Source organism: Neisseria blantyrii, assembly GCF_962747855.1.
Lineage (GTDB): Bacteria > Pseudomonadota > Gammaproteobacteria > Burkholderiales > Neisseriaceae > Neisseria > Neisseria viridiae.
In genome coordinates this window covers 98,204-115,871 of sequence record NZ_CAUIZY010000005.1, presented here as the reverse complement: position 1 = coordinate 115,871, position 17,668 = coordinate 98,204, and the positions used below count along the sequence as shown (strand labels likewise).

The 17,668-nt window shown below is 51.5% G+C and carries 13 protein-coding genes; 8 read left to right on the top strand and 5 right to left on the bottom strand.

What is annotated here, in order from left to right; all coding sequences use genetic code 11:
• Positions 1–220: 220 nt before the first annotated feature.
• The 3 genes from Q9J80_RS06030 to tsaE all read right to left on the bottom strand — a co-directional run bounded on the left by Q9J80_RS06030 (position 221) and on the right by tsaE (position 2,829).
• Positions 221–1,039: a Fic family protein gene (locus Q9J80_RS06030; protein WP_301673734.1), complete on the bottom strand. Its 819-nt coding sequence runs from the start codon at positions 1,037–1,039 to the stop codon at positions 221–223.
• An 81-nt stretch (positions 1,040–1,120) separates the two neighbouring features.
• Positions 1,121–2,371 (bottom strand): N-acetylmuramoyl-L-alanine amidase, encoded by a 1,251-nt coding sequence (locus tag Q9J80_RS06025; protein ID WP_304672747.1) that lies wholly within the window; start codon positions 2,369–2,371, stop codon positions 1,121–1,123.
• On the bottom strand, positions 2,368–2,829 hold the full coding sequence (gene tsaE, locus Q9J80_RS06020) for a tRNA (adenosine(37)-N6)-threonylcarbamoyltransferase complex ATPase subunit type 1 TsaE (protein ID WP_025459494.1): 462 nt from the start codon (positions 2,827–2,829) through the stop codon (positions 2,368–2,370). The genes Q9J80_RS06025 and tsaE overlap by 4 nt, the downstream gene beginning before the upstream one ends.
• Before the next feature lie 200 nt (positions 2,830–3,029).
• Between tsaE and murI the strand changes: the two genes are divergently transcribed.
• From murI to Q9J80_RS06005, 3 genes are all read left to right on the top strand, one after another.
• Positions 3,030–3,842, top strand: coding sequence for a glutamate racemase (gene murI, locus Q9J80_RS06015; protein WP_002223465.1), 813 nt, complete (start codon positions 3,030–3,032; stop codon positions 3,840–3,842).
• 752 nt (positions 3,843–4,594) lie between these two features.
• Positions 4,595–6,748, top strand: coding sequence for a transferrin-binding protein-like solute binding protein (locus Q9J80_RS06010; RefSeq protein WP_304674129.1), 2,154 nt, complete (start codon positions 4,595–4,597; stop codon positions 6,746–6,748).
• An 86-nt stretch (positions 6,749–6,834) separates the two neighbouring features.
• A complete protein-coding gene (locus tag Q9J80_RS06005) occupies positions 6,835–9,570 on the top strand; it encodes a lactoferrin/transferrin family TonB-dependent receptor (RefSeq protein WP_304672746.1) in 2,736 nt (911 codons plus the stop codon).
• Between the two features lie 856 nt (positions 9,571–10,426).
• Here Q9J80_RS06005 and Q9J80_RS06000 read toward each other — a convergent pair.
• A complete protein-coding gene (locus tag Q9J80_RS06000) occupies positions 10,427–11,569 on the bottom strand; it encodes an extracellular solute-binding protein (protein WP_304671361.1) in 1,143 nt (380 codons plus the stop codon).
• 302 nt (positions 11,570–11,871) lie between these two features.
• On the opposite strand from Q9J80_RS06000, the gene rpsT reads away from it, so the two are divergent.
• The 5 genes from rpsT (at position 11,872) to Q9J80_RS05975 (ending at position 16,589) form a co-directional block, all read left to right on the top strand.
• Positions 11,872–12,135, top strand: coding sequence for a 30S ribosomal protein S20 (gene rpsT, locus Q9J80_RS05995; protein WP_003676672.1), 264 nt, complete (start codon positions 11,872–11,874; stop codon positions 12,133–12,135).
• Between the two features lie 171 nt (positions 12,136–12,306).
• Positions 12,307–13,443 (top strand): phospholipase A, encoded by a 1,137-nt coding sequence (locus tag Q9J80_RS05990; RefSeq protein WP_301673407.1) that lies wholly within the window; start codon positions 12,307–12,309, stop codon positions 13,441–13,443.
• 143 nt (positions 13,444–13,586) lie between these two features.
• Positions 13,587–14,288 (top strand): DUF502 domain-containing protein, encoded by a 702-nt coding sequence (locus tag Q9J80_RS05985; protein WP_301673408.1) that lies wholly within the window; start codon positions 13,587–13,589, stop codon positions 14,286–14,288.
• 57 nt (positions 14,289–14,345) lie between these two features.
• The gene (gene aspS, locus Q9J80_RS05980; RefSeq protein WP_301673409.1) at positions 14,346–16,154 is read left to right on the top strand and encodes an aspartate--tRNA ligase; all 1,809 of its coding nucleotides are present in this window, start codon (positions 14,346–14,348) and stop codon (positions 16,152–16,154) included.
• 150 nt (positions 16,155–16,304) lie between these two features.
• Entirely contained in the window at positions 16,305–16,589 is a 285-nt protein-coding gene (locus Q9J80_RS05975) for a PepSY domain-containing protein (protein WP_301673410.1), read from the top strand.
• A 78-nt stretch (positions 16,590–16,667) separates the two neighbouring features.
• Here the strand turns inward: Q9J80_RS05975 and Q9J80_RS05970 are convergent, their stop codons facing one another.
• Entirely contained in the window at positions 16,668–17,648 is a 981-nt protein-coding gene (locus tag Q9J80_RS05970) for a L,D-transpeptidase (RefSeq protein ID WP_373325240.1), read from the bottom strand.
• Positions 17,649–17,668: the final 20 nt, after the last annotated feature.

Sequence of the window (17,668 nt, the reverse complement as noted above, 5' to 3'; positions counted from 1 at the left end):
AAAATTAGGACAAGGCGACGAAGCCGCAGACAGTACAAATATTACGGAACCGATTCACTTGGTGCTTCAGCACCTTAGAGAATCGTTCTCTTTGAGTTAAGGTGAGGCAACGCCGTACTGGTTTTTGTTAATCCACTATAACCGAAGGTAAGGGAGGGGCGTGTCTACTGTGCCGCCGCATTTGCCGCGTGCGGAAGATACGGATAACAATCCCTTGGAATTAAAGGGAGAAGTTTCGGAAAATATCCACATCAGGCTGGGGGGCGTACTTATTTACGGTATTTTCGTATGCCGAAATAAAATATTTCTTGAATAAACCGTAATCGCCGGTTTCGTAATAGGCTACGACAGTCTCGGCATAGGCGGGATAACTGTCGGGGGCGAATACGCAAGGAAAAAAACCGGAGCGCATCAGCGACAAGGTCATGCAGTTTCTGGCAGTACGTTTATTGCAATCTTTAAAATATTGAAGATAAGCCAAATTATTATGGAGATAAACGGCGCGGTCGAAAGGATTTTCTATTTTTGGGGCTTCTTGAAGCAACCATTTTAATTCCGTATCCAAACTTTGCGGGTTGGATAAAGGGGTGTAGTCTGTCCCGCTTATGGTAACGCTGTCGCGGCGGACTACGCCGCCGGAGCCTTTTTCCAGTAAGTTTTCCGAAATCAGGCTGTGGGTGGTTTTTAAGAAATCCAACCAGTCAAACGGATCGGGGCTGTCCAAACCGGACAGCAGGTGCCGGTAACTTTCCCTCAGGTTGATTAACATTACGGCATCCGAATATAACTTCCCGCCTGCGGTTTGCCCGAGTTTAAGCAATGCCTGCGTATCGTATTGATTATAAGTGTTTCCTTCCAATTTGGCAGAACTGTACACAAAATCGATACCGATTTCTTCAATATTACGCACGGAGTCCGTTAAAACAGATAAAGGAAGCTGATCGGACAATTCGGTAAGGTATTCTTGTTCGCCGGCTGTAAAAATGGGGCGGATATTTAAAAAATCCTGTTGGTATCTCAATTTATCCATACCTTTCATCATAAAAACGCGGTTTGGGGCGGAAGTAGGTTTATGCCTGCCTTCATCCGACAACTATATTTTGAAACACCGCTTTTTCAATCAACCCCGTTTTAATACGGATGTATTGATGTAGCGTTGGACACCTGAGGCAATGGATTGAGCGCACTGCCTGCGGAAGGATTCGCTGCCCAGCAGCTTCTCTTCGGCAGGGTTGGACAGGAAGGCGGTTTCGACCAGGATAGACGGCATATCGGGTGCGCGCAAAACGGCGAAATTGGCTTCGTCCACCCTGCCTTTATGCAAGTGGTTGAGCCTGCCCAATTCTTCAAGCACCAGGTTGCCGAGTTTGCGGCTGTCGCGCAGTGTGGCGGTTTGCGTCATGTCGAGCAGGGCGGTATCGACATTGCGGTTGCCGCTGGTCGGTACGCCGCCGACCGCGTCAGCATTGTTTTGGGTTTGTTCCAAGAATTTGGCGGCAGAGCTGGTCGCGCCTTTGGTGTTCAACATATAAACCCCTGTGCCGCGCGCGGAGGGGCTGGTGAAAGCGTCGGCGTGGATGGAGACGAATACATCCGCCCGCCGTGCGCGCCCTTTGGCGACACGCACGCCCAAAGGGATGAACACGTCTTCGTTGCGCGTCATAAATACATTGTAACCTAATGCTTCCAACTGATTTTTGGTTTCGCGGGCGATGGATAGGACAACATGTTTTTCCTGTAGGCCGCCCGGGCTGATGGCACCGGGGTCTTCACCGCCGTGTCCGGGGTCGATCATAATGACGGGCCTGCGCCCGTTTCTGCCGCGTTCGGTTTGTGCGGGAGTGTTTTGAGCGAGGTCGGCTTCAGGGGAGCCGCGACGAGTTTTGTTCAGGCTGCCGTTGAGCAGCGCCATCATCGGATCGTCAGGATCCATCCCATGCGGATAGAGGTCGATAACGAGGCGGTTCTTAAAGCCGCCGACGGGCGGAAGCGCGAAGACTTGTGCGTGGGTGGGCTGTTTCAAATCGATGACGAGGCGGACGGTGGTCGGCGTGTTCTGACCCGCGCGTATGCTGCGGATAAAGGGGTCGTCCGCCATAACTTTTTGGGAAAGCCCGTGCAATACGGTATTGATGTTCGCGTTTTGTATGTCGACGACCAGCCTGCCCGGGTTGTCGAGCGTGAAGTGTTGGTATTTGAGCGCGGCGGTGCTTTCCAGCGTCAGGCGGGTGTAGGTGTGCGACGGCCATATCCGTGCGGCGGTAAACTGCGGGGCGCGTACGGTTTTGGCAACGGCGGATGCGATAGGGGTCAGGGCGAACAGTGTGCCGGCGGTGCGGCGGATGATTTGTCTTCGTGTCAGTTTGGTCATAGCGGCAGGCTTTCACGTCCTCGTTCGGTATGGGCGGTCAGCAGGCATTTTCTGCCGCCGCCGTCGTGTGTCAATGTTGCGGTGATGTCGGCAGGCGGCGTAAATTCCCCGCCCTGTTGCGGCCATTCGATCAGGCAGACGCTGTTTGCGGCAAACAGTTCGTCAAGCCCCGCGTCTTCCCATTCTTCGGGGAACGAGAAGCGGTAGAGGTCGAAATGGTGCAAGGTGAAGCGTTCCAGCGGATAAGATTCGACGATGGCGTAGGTCGGGCTTTTGACTGCGCCCTGATGACCCAATCCGCGCAGGATGCCGCGTGTCAGCGTGGTTTTGCCCGCGCCCAAGTCTCCCTCGAGATAAATGACCAGGGGTGCGTTTAAACGGGAAGACCATGCTTCACCCAAATCGAGTGTGGCGGCTTCATCGGCAAGGAATCGGGAGATGGAGGGTAAATCAGACATGGAAACGGTTTGTTGTAAGGTTTGGGGTATTATGGGCAGTTTTGCAGGTTTTGCAAACTTTGCACCCGAGGGGCGGATGCTTCCTGTCCGAGTATTATAACAGCCAAATACGCGTTCTGCTTTCAGACGGCATGGCTGTCAAGAAAAAGCGGCGCGTGTACAATACGCGGATTGTATGTTTAGGACAGATTGGAAGAAGGATGGAAAATATCGGCAGGCAGAGACCCATCGGCGTTTTTGACTCGGGAATCGGCGGTTTGACCAATGTGCGCGCACTGATGGAGCGGCTGCCGATGGAGAACATCATTTATTTCGGCGACACGGCGCGTGTGCCTTACGGGACGAAATCTAAGGCGACCATCGAAAATTTCTCGATGCAGATTGTCGATTTTTTATTGGAACACGATGTCAAGGCGATGGTTATCGCGTGCAATACGATTGCGGCGGTGGCGGGGCAGAAAATCCGTCAAAAGACGGGCAATATGCCTGTGTTGGACGTGATTTCCGCCGGCGCGAAAGCCGCGCTAGCAACCACGCGCAACAACAAAATCGGCATTATCGCCACCAATACCACAGTCAACAGCAACGCCTATGCGCGCGCCATCCATAGGAACAACCCCGACACGCTCGTCCGCACGCAGGCCGCGCCGCTGCTTGTCCCTTTGGTGGAGGAAGGTTGGTTGGAACACGAAGTTACCCGCCTGACCGTATGCGAATACCTCAAACCATTGCTTGCAGACGGCATCGATACGCTGGTGTTGGGCTGCACGCACTTTCCCTTGCTCAAGCCCTTAATCGGCAGGGAGGCGGGTAATGTCGCGTTGGTTGATTCTGCAATTACGACGGCCGAAGAAACCGCACGCGTCCTTGCTCAGGAAGGATTGCTCAATACCGACAACAACAATCCCGACTACCGTTTTTACGTCAGCGATATTCCTTTGAAATTCAGAACCATCGGCGAGCGTTTTCTGGGCAGGACGATGGAGCAGATTGAAATGGTGTCTTTGGGTTAGCGGCAGGTACGGACGGAAACCGTCCCCATCCGCGCCATCCGCATACGCACCCGCAACGCCCTGCCGTATTAAACGCCCCGTCGCCGCAAATGCCGTCTGAAAGGCTTCAGACGGCATTTTTTACATAATTCCCACCGTTTCCCATCCTTCCCGATACACTGTAATCTCAAATCCCGTCATTCCCGCGCAGGCGGGAATCTAGACATTCAATGCTAAGGCAATTTATCGGAAATGACTGAAACTCAACGCACTGGATTCCCGCCTGAGCGGGAATGACGAATTTCAGGTTGCTGTTTTTGGTTTTCTGTTTTTGTGAAAATAACAGGATTTTAGCTTGTGGGTATTTACCGGAAAAAACAGAAACCGCTCCGCCGTCATTCCCGCGCAGGTGGGAATCTAGGTCTGTCGGTGCGGAAACTTATCGGGTAAAACGGTTTCTTGAGATTTTGCGTCTTGGATTCCCACTTTCGTGGGAATGACGCGATTAGAGTTTCAAAATTTATTCTAAATAGCTGAAACTCAACGCACTGGATTCCCGCCTGCGCGGGAATGACGGGATATACGTGGGAATGACGGGATATACGTGGGAATGACGGGATATAGGTTTCCGTGCGGACGCGTTCGGATTCACGACTGCGCGGGAATGACGGGATTTTGGTGTATTCCCTAAAAAAAATAAAAAAGCATTTGCAAATTTGTTAAAAATAAATAAAATAATAATCTTTATCATTCTTTAATTGAATTAGGTTTATATGAACAATCCATTGGTGAATCAGGCTGCTATGGTGCTGCCGGTGTTTTTGTTGAGTGCTTGTCTGGGCGGAGGCGGCGGCAGTTTCGATCTTGATTCTGTCGATACCGAAGCCCCGCGTCCCGCGCCAAAGTATCAAGATATTTCTTCCGAAAAACCGCAAGCCCAAAAAGACCAAGGCGGATACGGTTTTGCGATGAGGTTGAAACGGAGGAATTGGTATCCGTCGGCAAAAGTAAACGAGGTTAAACTGAACGAGAGTGATTGGGAGGCGACAGGATTGCCGACAGCACCCAAGGAACTCCCTAAACGGCAAAAATCGGTTATTGAAAAAGTAGAAACAGACGACGACAGCAATATTTATTCTTCCCCCTATCTCGCGCCATCAAACCATCAAAACGGCAACACTAATGGCGGTGCAAACCAACCAAAAAACGAAGCAACAGATTACAAAAATTTCAAATATGTTTATTCCGGTTGGTTTTACAAACACGCTAAAAGCGAAATCATAAGAGAAAACGGCTCAATTAAGGCAAAGAGCGGCGACGACGGCTATATCTTTTATCACGGTCAAGAACCTTCCCGACAACTTCCCGCTTCTGGAACAGTTACCTATAAAGGTGTGTGGCATTTTGCGACCGATACAAAAAAGGGTCAAAAATTTCGTGAAATTATCCAACCTTCAAAAAATCAAGGCGACAGGTATAGCGGATTTTCGGGTGATGACGGCGAAGAATATTCCAACAAAAACGAATCCACGCTGAAAGATGGTCAAGAGGGTTATGGTTTTACCTCGAATTTACAAGTGGATTTCGACAATAAGAAATTGACAGGTAAATTAATACGCAATAATGCGAACCAAAATAATACTAATAATGACAAACATACCACCCAATACTACAGCCTTGATGCGACGCTTAAGGGAAACCGCTTTAGCGGAAAAGCGGAAGCAACCGACAAACCCAAAAACGGCGAAACCAAGGAACATCCCTTTGTTTCCGACTCGTCTTCTTTGAGCGGCGGCTTTTTCGGCCCGAAGGGTGAGGAATTGGGTTTCCGCTTTTTGAGCGACGATAAAAAAGTTGCCGTTGTCGGCAGCGCGAAAACCAAAGACAAAGACGCAAATGGCAATACTGAGGCGGCTTCAGGCGGCACAGGTGCGGCAGCATCGGGCGGTGTGGCAGATATGCCGTCTGAAAACGGTAAGCTGACCACGGTTTTGGATGCGGTCGAGCTGACGCACGGCGGCACAGCAATCAAAAATCTCGACAACTTCAGCAATGCCGCCCAACTGGTTGTCGACGGCATTATGATTCCGCTCCTGCCCAAGGATTCCGAAAGCGGGAACAATCAGGCAGATAAAGGTAAAAACGGCGGAACAGCCTTTATCTATAAAACGACCTACACGCCGAAAAACGATGACAAAGATACCAAAGCCCAAACAGGTGCGGCAGGCTCTAGCGGCGCACAAACCGATTTGGGTAAGGCGGACGTTAACGGCGGGCAGGCAGGAACAAAAACCTATGAAGTCGAAGTCTGCTGTTCCAACCTCAATTATCTGAAATACGGGTTGCTGACGCGCAAAACTGCCGGCAATACGGGGGAAGGCGGCAACGGCAGCCCAACCGCCGCCCAAACGGGCGCGCAGAGTATGTTCCTTCAAGGCGAGCGCACCGATGAAAAAGAGATTCCAAACGAGCAAAACGTCGTTTATCGGGGGTCTTGGTACGGACATATTGCCAACGGCACAAGCTGGAGCGGCAATGCTTCCAATGCAACGAGTGGCAACAGGGCGGACTTTACCGTGAATTTTGGCGAGAAAAAAATTACCGGCACGTTAACCGCTGAAAACAGGCAGGCGGCAACCTTTACCATTGAGGGCGATATTAAGGACAACGGCTTTGAAGGTACGGCGAAAACTGCTGACTTAGGTTTTGATCTCGATCAAAGCAATACCACCCGCACGCCTAAGGCATATATCACAAACGCCAAGGTGCAGGGCGGTTTTTACGGGCCTAAAGCCGAAGAGTTGGGCGGATGGTTTGCCTATCCGGGCGACAAGCAGGCGCAGCCGTCCGCTTCGGGGTCGGGCGCATCAGCCGCCAACAGCGCGACCGTGGTATTCGGTGCGAAACGCCAACAGCTTGTGCAATAAGCACGGCTGCCGAACAATCGAGAATAAGGCTTCAGACGGCATCGCTCCTTCCGATGCCGTCTGAAAGCGAAGAGTAGGGAAACACTATGCAACAGCAACATTTGTTCCGATTAAATATTTTATGCCTGTCTTTAATGACTGCGCTGCCCGTTTATGCAGAAAATGTGCAAGCCGGACAAGCACAGGAAAAACAGTTGGATACCATACAGGTAAAAGCCAAAAAACAGAAAACCCGCCGCGATAACGAAGTAACCGGTTTGGGCAAATTGGTCAAAACCGCCGACACCCTCAGCAAGGAACAGGTACTCGATATCCGCGACCTGACGCGTTACGACCCCGGCATCGCCGTCGTCGAACAGGGGCGCGGCGCAAGCTCGGGTTACTCGATACGCGGTATGGACAAAAACCGCGTTTCCTTGACGGTAGACGGCTTGGCGCAAATACAGTCCTACACCGCGCAGGCGGCATTGGGCGGGACGAGGACGGCGGGCAGCAGCGGCGCAATCAATGAAATTGAGTATGAAAACGTCAAAGCTGTCGAAATCAGCAAAGGCTCAAACTCGGTCGAACAAGGCAGCGGCGCATTGGCGGGTTCGGTCGCATTTCAAACCAAAACCGCCGACGATGTTATCGGGGAAGGCAGGCAGTGGGGCATTCAGAGTAAAACCGCCTATTCCGGCAAAAACCGGGGGCTTACCCAATCCATCGCGCTGGCGGGGCGCATCGGCGGTGCGGAGGCTTTGCTGATCCACACCGGCCGGCGCGCGGGGGAAATCCGCGCCCACGAAGCCGCCGGACGCGGCGTTCAGAGCTTTAACAGGCTGGTGCCGGTTGAAGATGACAACCAATACGCTCATTTCGTGGTCGAAGAAGAATGCGAAAGCAGAAATTACGAAACGTGTAAAGCGAATCCGAAAAAAGATGTTGTCGGCAAAGACGAACGCCAAACGGTTTCTACCCGAGACTACACAGGCCCCAACCGCTTTCTCGCCGATCCGCTTTCATACGAAAGCCGGTCGTGGCTGTTCCGCCCGGGTTTTCGTTTTGAGAATAAGCGGCACTACATCGGCGGCATACTCGAACGCACGCAACAAACTTTCGACACGCGCGATATGACGGTTCCGGCATTCCTGACCAAGGAGGTTTTTGATGCAAATAAAAATCCTTTACCCGGCTACGGCAAATACGCGGGCAACCACAAATACGGCGGACTGTTTACCAAAGTTGAAAACGATGCGGAGGTGGGCGCGGAATACGGTACGGGCGTGTTTTACGACGAGACGCACACCAAAAGCCGCTACGGTTTGGAATATGTCTATACCAATGCCGATAAAGACACTTGGGCGGATTATGCCCGCCTCTCTTACGACCGGCAGGACATCGGTTTGGACAACCATTTTCAGCAGACGCACTGTTCTGCCGACGGTTCGGACAAATATTGCCGCCCGAGTGCCGACAAGCCGTCTTCCTACTACAAATCCGACCGCGTGATTTATGGGGAAAGCCATAAGCTCTTGCAGGCGGCATTCAAAAAATCCTTTGATACCGCCAAAATCCGCCACAACCTGAGCGTGAATCTCGGTTTTGACCGCTTTGGCTCTAATCTCCGCCATCAGGATTATTATTCTCAAAGTGCCGACCGCGCCTATTTGCCGAAAACGACCCATCCCGACAATCCAAAAATCAGCCTCAACGGCAGCCAAGACAAACCCTATTGGGTCAGCATAGGCGGGGGAAATGTCAAAAAGAAGGAACTCTGCCTCTCGAGCAGCAATAATTATGCGGACTGCACGCCGCGCAGCATCAACGGCAAAAGCTATTACGCGGCAGTTCGGGACAATGTCCGTTTGGGCAGGTGGGCGGATGTTGGCGCGGGCTTGCGCTACGACTACCGCAGCACGCATTCGGACGACGGCAGCGTTTCCACCGGCACGCACCGCACCCTGTCCTGGAACGCCGGCATCGTCCTCAAACCTGCCGACTGGCTGGATTTGACTTACCGCACTTCAACCGGCTTCCGCCTGCCTTCGTTTGCGGAAATGTACGGCTGGCGGTCGGGCGATAAAATAAAAGCCGTCAAAATCGATCCGGAAAAATCGTTCAACAAAGAAGTCGGCATCGTGTTTAAAGGCGATTTCGGCAACTTGGAGGCAAGTTGGTTCAACAATGCCTACCGCGATTTGATTGTCCGGGGTTATGAAGCGCAAATTAAAAACGGCAAAGAAGAAGCCAAAGGTGACCCGGCTTACCTCAATGCCCAAAGCGCGCGGATTACCGGCATCAATGTTTTGGGCAAAATCGATTGGAACGGCGTATGGGATAAATTGCCCGAAGGTTGGTATTCTACATTTGCCTATAATCGTGTCCGTGTCCGCGACATCAAAAAACGCGCAGACCGCACCGATATTCAATCACATCTGTTTGATGCCATCCAACCTTCGCGCTATGTCGTCGGCTTGGGCTATGACCAACCGGAAGGCAAATGGGGTGTGAACGGTATGCTGACTTATTCCAAAGCCAAGGAAATCACAGAGTTGTTGGGTAGCCGGGCTTTGCTCAACGGCAACAGCCGCAATACAAAAGCCACCGCGCGCCGTACCCGCCCTTGGTATATTGTGGACGTGTCCGGTTATTACACGATTAAAAAACACTTTACCCTTCGTGCGGGCGTGTACAACCTCCTCAACCACCGCTATGTTACTTGGGAAAATGTGCGGCAAACTGCCGGCGGCGCAGTCAATCAACACAAAAATGTCGGCGTTTACAACCGATATGCCGCCCCCGGTCGCAACTACACATTTAGCTTGGAAATGAAGTTTTAAACGTCCAAACGCCGCAAATGCCGTCTGAAAGGCTTCAGACGGCATTTTTTACACAATTCCTACCGTTTCCCATCATCCCCGATACACCGTAATCCTGAAACCCGTCATTCCTGCGAAAAAGGCGGGCGTAGGATGTGCAGCGTGGGCATAGGGCAGGCTGCAAGGCAGGTGTAGGGCTGGCTGTAGGGTGGGCTTCAGCCCACCAATCCCACCGTTTCCACCTATCCCTCCAACTCCGTCAATGTTATCCATCTTGCCCAATCCCACCGAAAACCGAAACCGCCGAATCACGCCTATTCCCCAAAAACCTTTGATGCGGTGAAATTGGTGGGGTTGGTGGGCTGAAGCCCACCCTACAGCCCACCCTACGCCTCGCTGAAATTTCGTCATTCCCGCGCAGGCGGGAATCTAAGTTTGTCGGTGCGGAAACTTATCGGATAAAACGGTTTCTTTAGATTTTACGTTCTAGATTCCCGCCTGCGCGGGAATGACGGGATGTAGGTTTCTGTGCGGACGTGTTCTAGATTCCCACTTTCGTGGGAATGACGGGATTTCAGTTTGCGGATTGATTTGAAGTTGCAAAATCCCAACGGACCGGATTCCCGCTTTCGCGTTTCAAAGTTACGGCGTTATCGGAAAAACAGAAAATCAAAGCTGCGAGGATTTATTTAAAACAACCGAATTTCAACGAACCGGATTTTCGCCTGCGCGGCGGCGGAAGGTTTTTTGTTTTTCCTGACAACTGTCCGCAACCTGAAATTCTGGTCGCCGGCATAACGGTATAAATATTTTCTATTTGAATCCAATATAAAATGCCGTCCGAACGATGTTCGGACGGCATTTTTAATGCTTCAAATCAGTTGGTGCCGACTTTGATTTTCTGCCACAGGCTGACTGACAGTTTTTTCGCATCCGCGCTCATTTGCGGCATCACGAAACCGTCTTTCATATCCTGCTCGTTCGGGAAGATGGAACGGGTGTTCACCAGTTCGGCAGGCATTTTTTCGCGCGCCGGTTTGCTGGCGGGGGCGAAGGTTACGGCGATGCCGTTTTTCGCCGCGATTTCGGGGTCGAGCGTGTAGTTGATGTATTTGTGGGCATTGGCGACGTTTTTCGCATCGGCGGGAATCAGCCAAGACTCAATCCAAAAGCCCATACCTTTCGGTGTCAGCACTTCGATGCCGACGTTGTTTTTCACTTCTTCGGAACGTGCTTTCGCCAAGTTCAAGTCGCCGCCGTTACCTGCCGCCAAGCAGATGTCGCCGCGCGCCAGCTCGTCGATGATGGACGGGCTGAAACGTTTGACATCAGGACGGATAGACTTCAACACTTCCGCCGCCGCCTTCAAATCTTCAGGATTCGAGCCTTTGGGGTCTTTGCCCAAGTAGTTCAGCAAAATCGGGAACATTTCGCTCGGGGTGTCCCACAGGGCGATGCCGCAGGATTTCAGCTTGTGGGTGTATTCGGGTTTGAACAGCAAATCCCAGCCGTTTTCGGGCAGCTTGCCGCCCAAAAGTTTTTTGCCCTTCGCCGTAATCGCAATCGTGTTCACGCCGGAGAAATAGGGGACGGCGTATTGGTTGCCCGGGTCGGCGGTTTCCAGCATTTTCAAGAGTTCGGGATCGATGTTCTTATAGTTGGGAATCAGGTCTTTGTTGACTTTTTGATACGCGCCTGCTTCGATTTGGCGCGGTAGGAAGGCGATGCCCGGCACAACCAAATCGTAACCGGATTTGCCGGTCAGCATTTTGGCTTCCAGCGTTTCATTGTTTTCGTACAAGTCGTAAGTCAGCTTCAGATTGTTGGCTTTTTTAAAGTCTTCGACCGTACTCTCGTCAACATAGTTCGACCAGTTGTAGATGTTCAGAGTATCGGTGGCAGCGGCTTCGGCATTGGCAGCAGACGCAGCGTCTGCTTGAGGTTGCACGGCGTTTTTTTCGCTGCCGCCGCAGGCTGCCAGAGACAGCGCGGCCAAAACGGCTAATACGGATTTTTTCATACGGGCAGATTCCTGATGAAAGAGGTTGGAAAAAAAGAAAACCCCGCGCCCCATAAACACCCCGGCGCAAGGTTTGGGCATTGTAAAGTAAATTTGTGCAAACTCAAAGCGATATTGGACTGATTTTCCTAAAAAATTATCCTGTTTCCAAAAGGGGAGAAAAACGTCCGCCCGATTTTGCCGTTTTTTTGCGCTGTCAGGGTGTCCGACGGGCGGATAGAGAGAAAAGGCTTGCATATAATGTAAACCCCCTTTAAAATTGCGCGTTTACAGAATTTATTTTTCTTTCAGGAGATTCCAATATGGCAAACAGCGCACAAGCACGCAAACGTGCCCGCCAGTCCGTCAAACAACGCGCCCACAACGCTAGCCTGCGTACCGCATTCCGCACCGCAGTGAAAAAAGTATTGAAAGCAGTCGAAGCAGGCGATAAGGCAGCTGCACAAGCGGTTTACAAAGAGTCTGTTAAAATTATCGACCGTATCGCCGATAAAGGCGTATTCCATAAAAACAAAGCGGCACGTCACAAAAGCCGTTTGTCTGCAAAAGTAAAAGCCCTGGCTTGATTTTTGCAGAACCGCCAAGGCGGTTTTTTATATGTAATAAGCAAAAAACCCTGAGGCCTGACGGTTTCGGGGTTTTTCGTATTGGGAAGGCCAAAGCTTAAAATATCGGAAAATGTACGGTTTTTTATTTGAACACGCTATAAAATACCGTCTTAAAACAATGTGTCGGCAATGGGGATGGAGATGAATAAACAGAATATGCGTTATATTTTTTTGATAGGTTTGCTACCGGTTGCGTCTGCCTTCGCCGAGACTGCGGTGCAATGTCATAATTTGGAAGACGATGCTTTACGCTTGGCGTGTTATGACAGAATATTTGCGGTACGGTTTCTGGATATGCCGGGAAAATCCGGGCAGCATGAGGCAAAACCTGTACTTAATCTTACTGAAACCGTACGAAGCAGCTTAGATAAGAAAGAGGCTGTCATCGTGGTTGACGAAGATGTGCCGTCCGGCGATCAAGCAGGAGCTACAGAAGCTACATATACGCCGTTGAGCCTGATGTATGATTTAGATAGAAACGATACGCGAGGGCTTCTGAGTGTACGCGAGCATAATCCAATGTACCTTATGCCGTTTTGGTACAACAGTTCGCCAAACTATTCTCCGAGTTCACCAACGCGCGGCATAACCGAACAAGAGAGATTCGGGCAGCAAAAGCGTGCGGAAACCAAACTTCAGATTTCGTTTAAAAGCAAAATCGCTGAGGATTTGTTCAAAAGCCGTGCGGATTTGTGGTTCGGTTATACGCAGAAATCAGACTGGCAGATTTTCAATCAGGGCAGGAAATCCGCACCGTTCCGAAATACGGATTATAAGCCTGAAATCTTCCTGACCCAGCCTGTGAAGGCTGACTTGCCTTGGGGCGGCAGGCTGCGTATGCTTGGTACAGGTTTTGTTCACCAGTCCAACGGGCAAAGCCGTCCGGAGTCTCGTTCGTGGAATAGGATTTATGCTGTGGCGGGGATGGAATGGGGAAAGTTGACCGTGGTGCCGCGTGTGTGGATGCGCGTATTTGATCAAGGAGGCGATCAAAACGACAACCCGGATATTGCCGACTATATGGGTTATGGCGATGTGAAGGTTCAGTACCGTTTGAATGACAGGAAGAATGTGTATTCAGTGCTGCGTTACAACCCCAAAACGGGCTACGGCGCGATTGAAGCCGCCTACACGTTTCCGATTAAGGGCAAACTCAAAGGCGTGGTACGCGGATTCCACGGCTACGGGGAAAGCCTGATCGATTACAACCACAAGCAAAACGGTATCGGTATTGGGTTGATGTTCAACGACTGGGACGGCATCTGAATGCTGTTTCAGACGGCCTATCAAGTTGCCGTGCCGTCTGAAGCCATCGGGGGCTTTACGGAGTATGAGATAAAAAGCTCGTTTGAATCCGGGCAAACGCGTATAATGTGCGGTTTGTACGGACTTTGTCGGAATCAAGCAAGATGACGGAACCTGCGGCCGAAGGCGGCAAAGCTGCCAAGGCGTTAAAAAAATATCTGATTACGGGCATTTTGGTCTGGCTGCCGATTGCGGTAACGGTTTGGGTGATTTCCTATATCGTTTCCGCGTCCGACCAGCTCGTCAACCTGCTGCCGAAGCAATGGCGGCCGCAATATGTTTTGGGCTTCAATATCCCGGGGCTGGGCGTTATCGTTGCCATTGCCGTATTGTTCGTAACCGGATTGTTTGCCGCCAACGTATTGGGCCGGCAGATACTCGCCGCGTGGGACAGCCTGTTGGGGCGGATTCCGGTTGTCAAATCCATCTATTCGAGTGTGAAAAAAGTATCCGAATCGCTGCTGTCCGACAGCAGCCGTTCGTTTAAAACACCGGTACTCGTACCGTTTCCCCAGCCCGGTATTTGGACGATTGCTTTCGTGTCCGGTCAGGTGTCGAATGCGGTTAAGGCCGCATTGCCGCAGGATGGCGATTATCTTTCCGTGTATGTCCCGACCACGCCCAACCCGACCGGCGGTTACTATATTATGGTTAAGAAAAGTGATGTGCGCGAACTCGATATGAGCGTGGACGAAGCGTTGAAATATGTGATTTCGCTGGGTATGGTCATCCCTGACGACCTGCCCGTCAAGATATTGGCAAGACCTATGCCGCCTGAAAAGGCGGAGTTGCCCGAACAACAATAAAGCCGCCGTTCAGACGGCATTTTCTGTTTTCAGTTTAAATCAATAAAAGGTGATTTTATGCGTACCAACTATTGCGGCCTGATCAGCGAGCAATACTTAGACCAAACCGTTACCGTCAAAGGCTGGGTACACCGCCGGCGCGACCACGGCGGTGTGATTTTTATCGACCTGCGCGACCGCGAAGGCATCGTCCAAATCGTGATTGACCCCGACACTCCGGAAGCGTTTGCCGCTGCCGATTCCTCCCGCAACGAATACGTTTTGAGCATTACCGGTCGCGTACGCAACCGTCCTGAAGGTACAACCAACGACAAAATGATTTCCGGCAAAATCGAAATCCTCGCCAAAGAAATCGAAGTCTTGAACGCTGCCGCTACGCCTCCGTTCCAAATCGACGATGAAAACATCAGCGAAAACGTGCGCCTGACCAACCGCGTTATCGACCTGCGCCGCCCTGTGATGCAGCGCAACCTGCGCCTGCGTTATCAAGTCGCTATGGGCGTTCGCCGTTATCTGGATGCGCAAGGCTTCATCGACATTGAAACGCCGATGCTGACCCGCTCCACTCCGGAAGGCGCGCGCGACTACCTCGTGCCGAGCCGCGTTCATCCGGGCGAATTCTTCGCTCTGCCGCAATCTCCGCAATTGTTCAAACAACTGTTGATGGTGGCGGGTTTCGACCGTTACTACCAAATCACCAAATGTTTCCGTGACGAAGACTTGCGTGCCGACCGTCAACCTGAATTCACTCAAATCGACTTGGAAACCTCGTTCTTGAACGAGGATGAAATCATGGACATCACCGAAGGCATGGCCAAACAAGTCTTCAAAGATGCGCTGGGCGTGGACTTGGGCGATTTCCCGCGTATGCCTTACTCTGAAGCCATGTTCTACTACGGCTCCGACAAACCCGATATGCGCATCAGCCTGAAATTCACCGAGTTGACCGACCTGATGAAAACGGAAGAATTCAAAGTCTTCCGTGGCGCAGCCGACATGAAAGGCGGCCGCGTAGTCGCTCTGCACGTACCGAACGGCGCGAAATTCAGCCGCAAAGAAATCGACGAATACACCAAATTTGTCGGCATCTACGGCGCAAAAGGTTTGGCGTACATCAAAGTGAACGATGTCAGCAACCTCTCAAACGGCGAAGACAGCGGCCTGCAATCTCCAATCGTGAAATTCCTGTCCGAAAACGCCCTGAAAGAAATCATCGAGCGTACCGGCGCGCAAAACGGCGACATCATCTTCTTCGGCGCAGACAAAACCAAAGTCGTGAACGAAGCCATCGGCGCATTGCGTATTAAAGTCGGCTTGGAACACGGCAAAGACAACGGCTACTTCACAGACGAATGGAAACCTTTGTGGGTTGTCGATTTCCCAATGTTTGAATACGACGAAGAAGCCGACCGCTACGTAGCCGTACACCATCCGTTTACCGCGCCTAAAGAAGGTCATGAAGACCTGATGGTTTCCGACCCGGCAAATTGTTTGGCGCGCGCCTACGATATGGTATTGAACGGCTGGGAAATCGGCGGCGGCTCTATCCGTATCCACCGTGCAGACGTACAAGAGAAAGTGTTTGCCGCGCTGAAAATCAGCCCTGAAGAGCAACAAGAGAAATTCGGCTTCCTCTTGGACAACCTGAAATTCGGTGCGCCTCCTCACGGCGGTTTGGCATTCGGCCTCGACCGTCTGGTAACGCTGATGACCGGTGCCGAATCTATCCGCGACGTGATTGCCTTCCCGAAAACACAACGTGCCCAATGCCTGCTGACCAACGCGCCCAACAGCGTGGACGACAAGCAGTTGCGTGAATTGAGTTTGCGTTTGCGCCAGAAGGCGGCCGAAACGAAAGAAGCATAAGGAAAACAGAGCCGTTTGACGGCTCTGTTTCTTTCAGACGGCATTTACGCTTCTTAACTTCCCTCTAATTCAAACCTAATTTTACTGTGTTTTAATGGCGGCATTGAAAAACACCCCTTGTTCAATAAGTCGATTAAGAAAGGACTGAAAATGAAAAAACTGTTATTGGCTGCCGTTGTTTCCCTGAGTGCCACAACCGCATTTTCCGGCGACTCTGCCGAGCGTCAGATTTACGGCGATCCCCATTTTGAACAAAACCGCACGAAAGCCGTGAAAATGTTGGAACAGCGCGGTTATCAGGTTCACGATGTCGATGCCGACGACCACTTGGGCAAACCTGTTTTGGAAGTGGAAGCCTATAAAGACGGCCGCGAATACGACATCGTGTTGTCTTACCCCGACCTGAAAATCATCAAAGAGCAGCTCGATCGCTGATTCCTTTGATGGAAAGATGAACCAAAATGCCGTCTGAAGCGTTCAGACGGCATTTTGTTTTCCGGCGGGGAGACAGGTTTAGAACAGCGAATCAAACGGTTCGGAAGCAGTGTTTTTAAAAGTTTCAGTTTCTGCCTGAGGTACGGATTCGGTAACCGGTTCGACATCGGCCGGCGGCAGGGCGGGAATGGGGTGGACGATTTGAACCGGAGGTTGTTCGGCAGCTTGGGGAACCGGCTGTTCGACAGGGTTAACCCGGGTAATTTTCGGCTTAGGTGCTTCAGCTTGGCTGTATGAGGAAGAACCCTGTATCCACGCCAGCGATTTGAGCGGCATCTTTAGCTTGCCGTTTTTTCCGCAGGTCAGGCAGACGGGCGCGCCGGTACGTGCTTTAAGTACGGCATCGATTTTACCGGATGCGATGGTTTTACCCTGTGTTTTTGCCCATTGTGCAATACTTTTTTTCAGAGAAGCGATGTCAAGGTTGTTCTTACCGTAAGGGTCGTGGAAGGCTGCAAGCCAAAGGTTGTTTCCTGCGTCTTCGTTAAGACCGGCCATTTGATAGATGACGGAGGCGGGCGAGCCGCTGGCGATGGTTTTGGCAAACTCGAGCGCGTCGGGCGATTTCATGCGGACGCAGCCGTGACTCCGAACCCCGGGGACGCTGGCCGGCGCATTGGTTCCGTGTATGCCCAAACCGAGTTTCGGGTCGCCTAAGCGGACAAAAACCGGCCCCAAAGGGTTGTCCGGGCCGGCGGCTATGGTTTTCACGCCGTCGCCGCGTTCTTTTTGTATGGATTTGGGGATGTGCCAAACGGGGTTGTAGGCTTTTGCACCGATTTTATGTTCGCCTAGATTGGTTTGCGTCATCGCCCGACCTACTGCAACGGGATAAACCTTGGTCAGTTTGCCGTCGGTGTAGAGAAACAGGCGTTGTTGAGGGATGTTGATGAAGACATGTTGACCTTGCGCAATAGGGGAAACATCGGGAATAACTGTATGCGCGTATGAAAAACTGGTTATAGACAGTACGGCGGTGAGGCAGATTGTTTTATTCATATCAAAATGTAGTGTGCGTT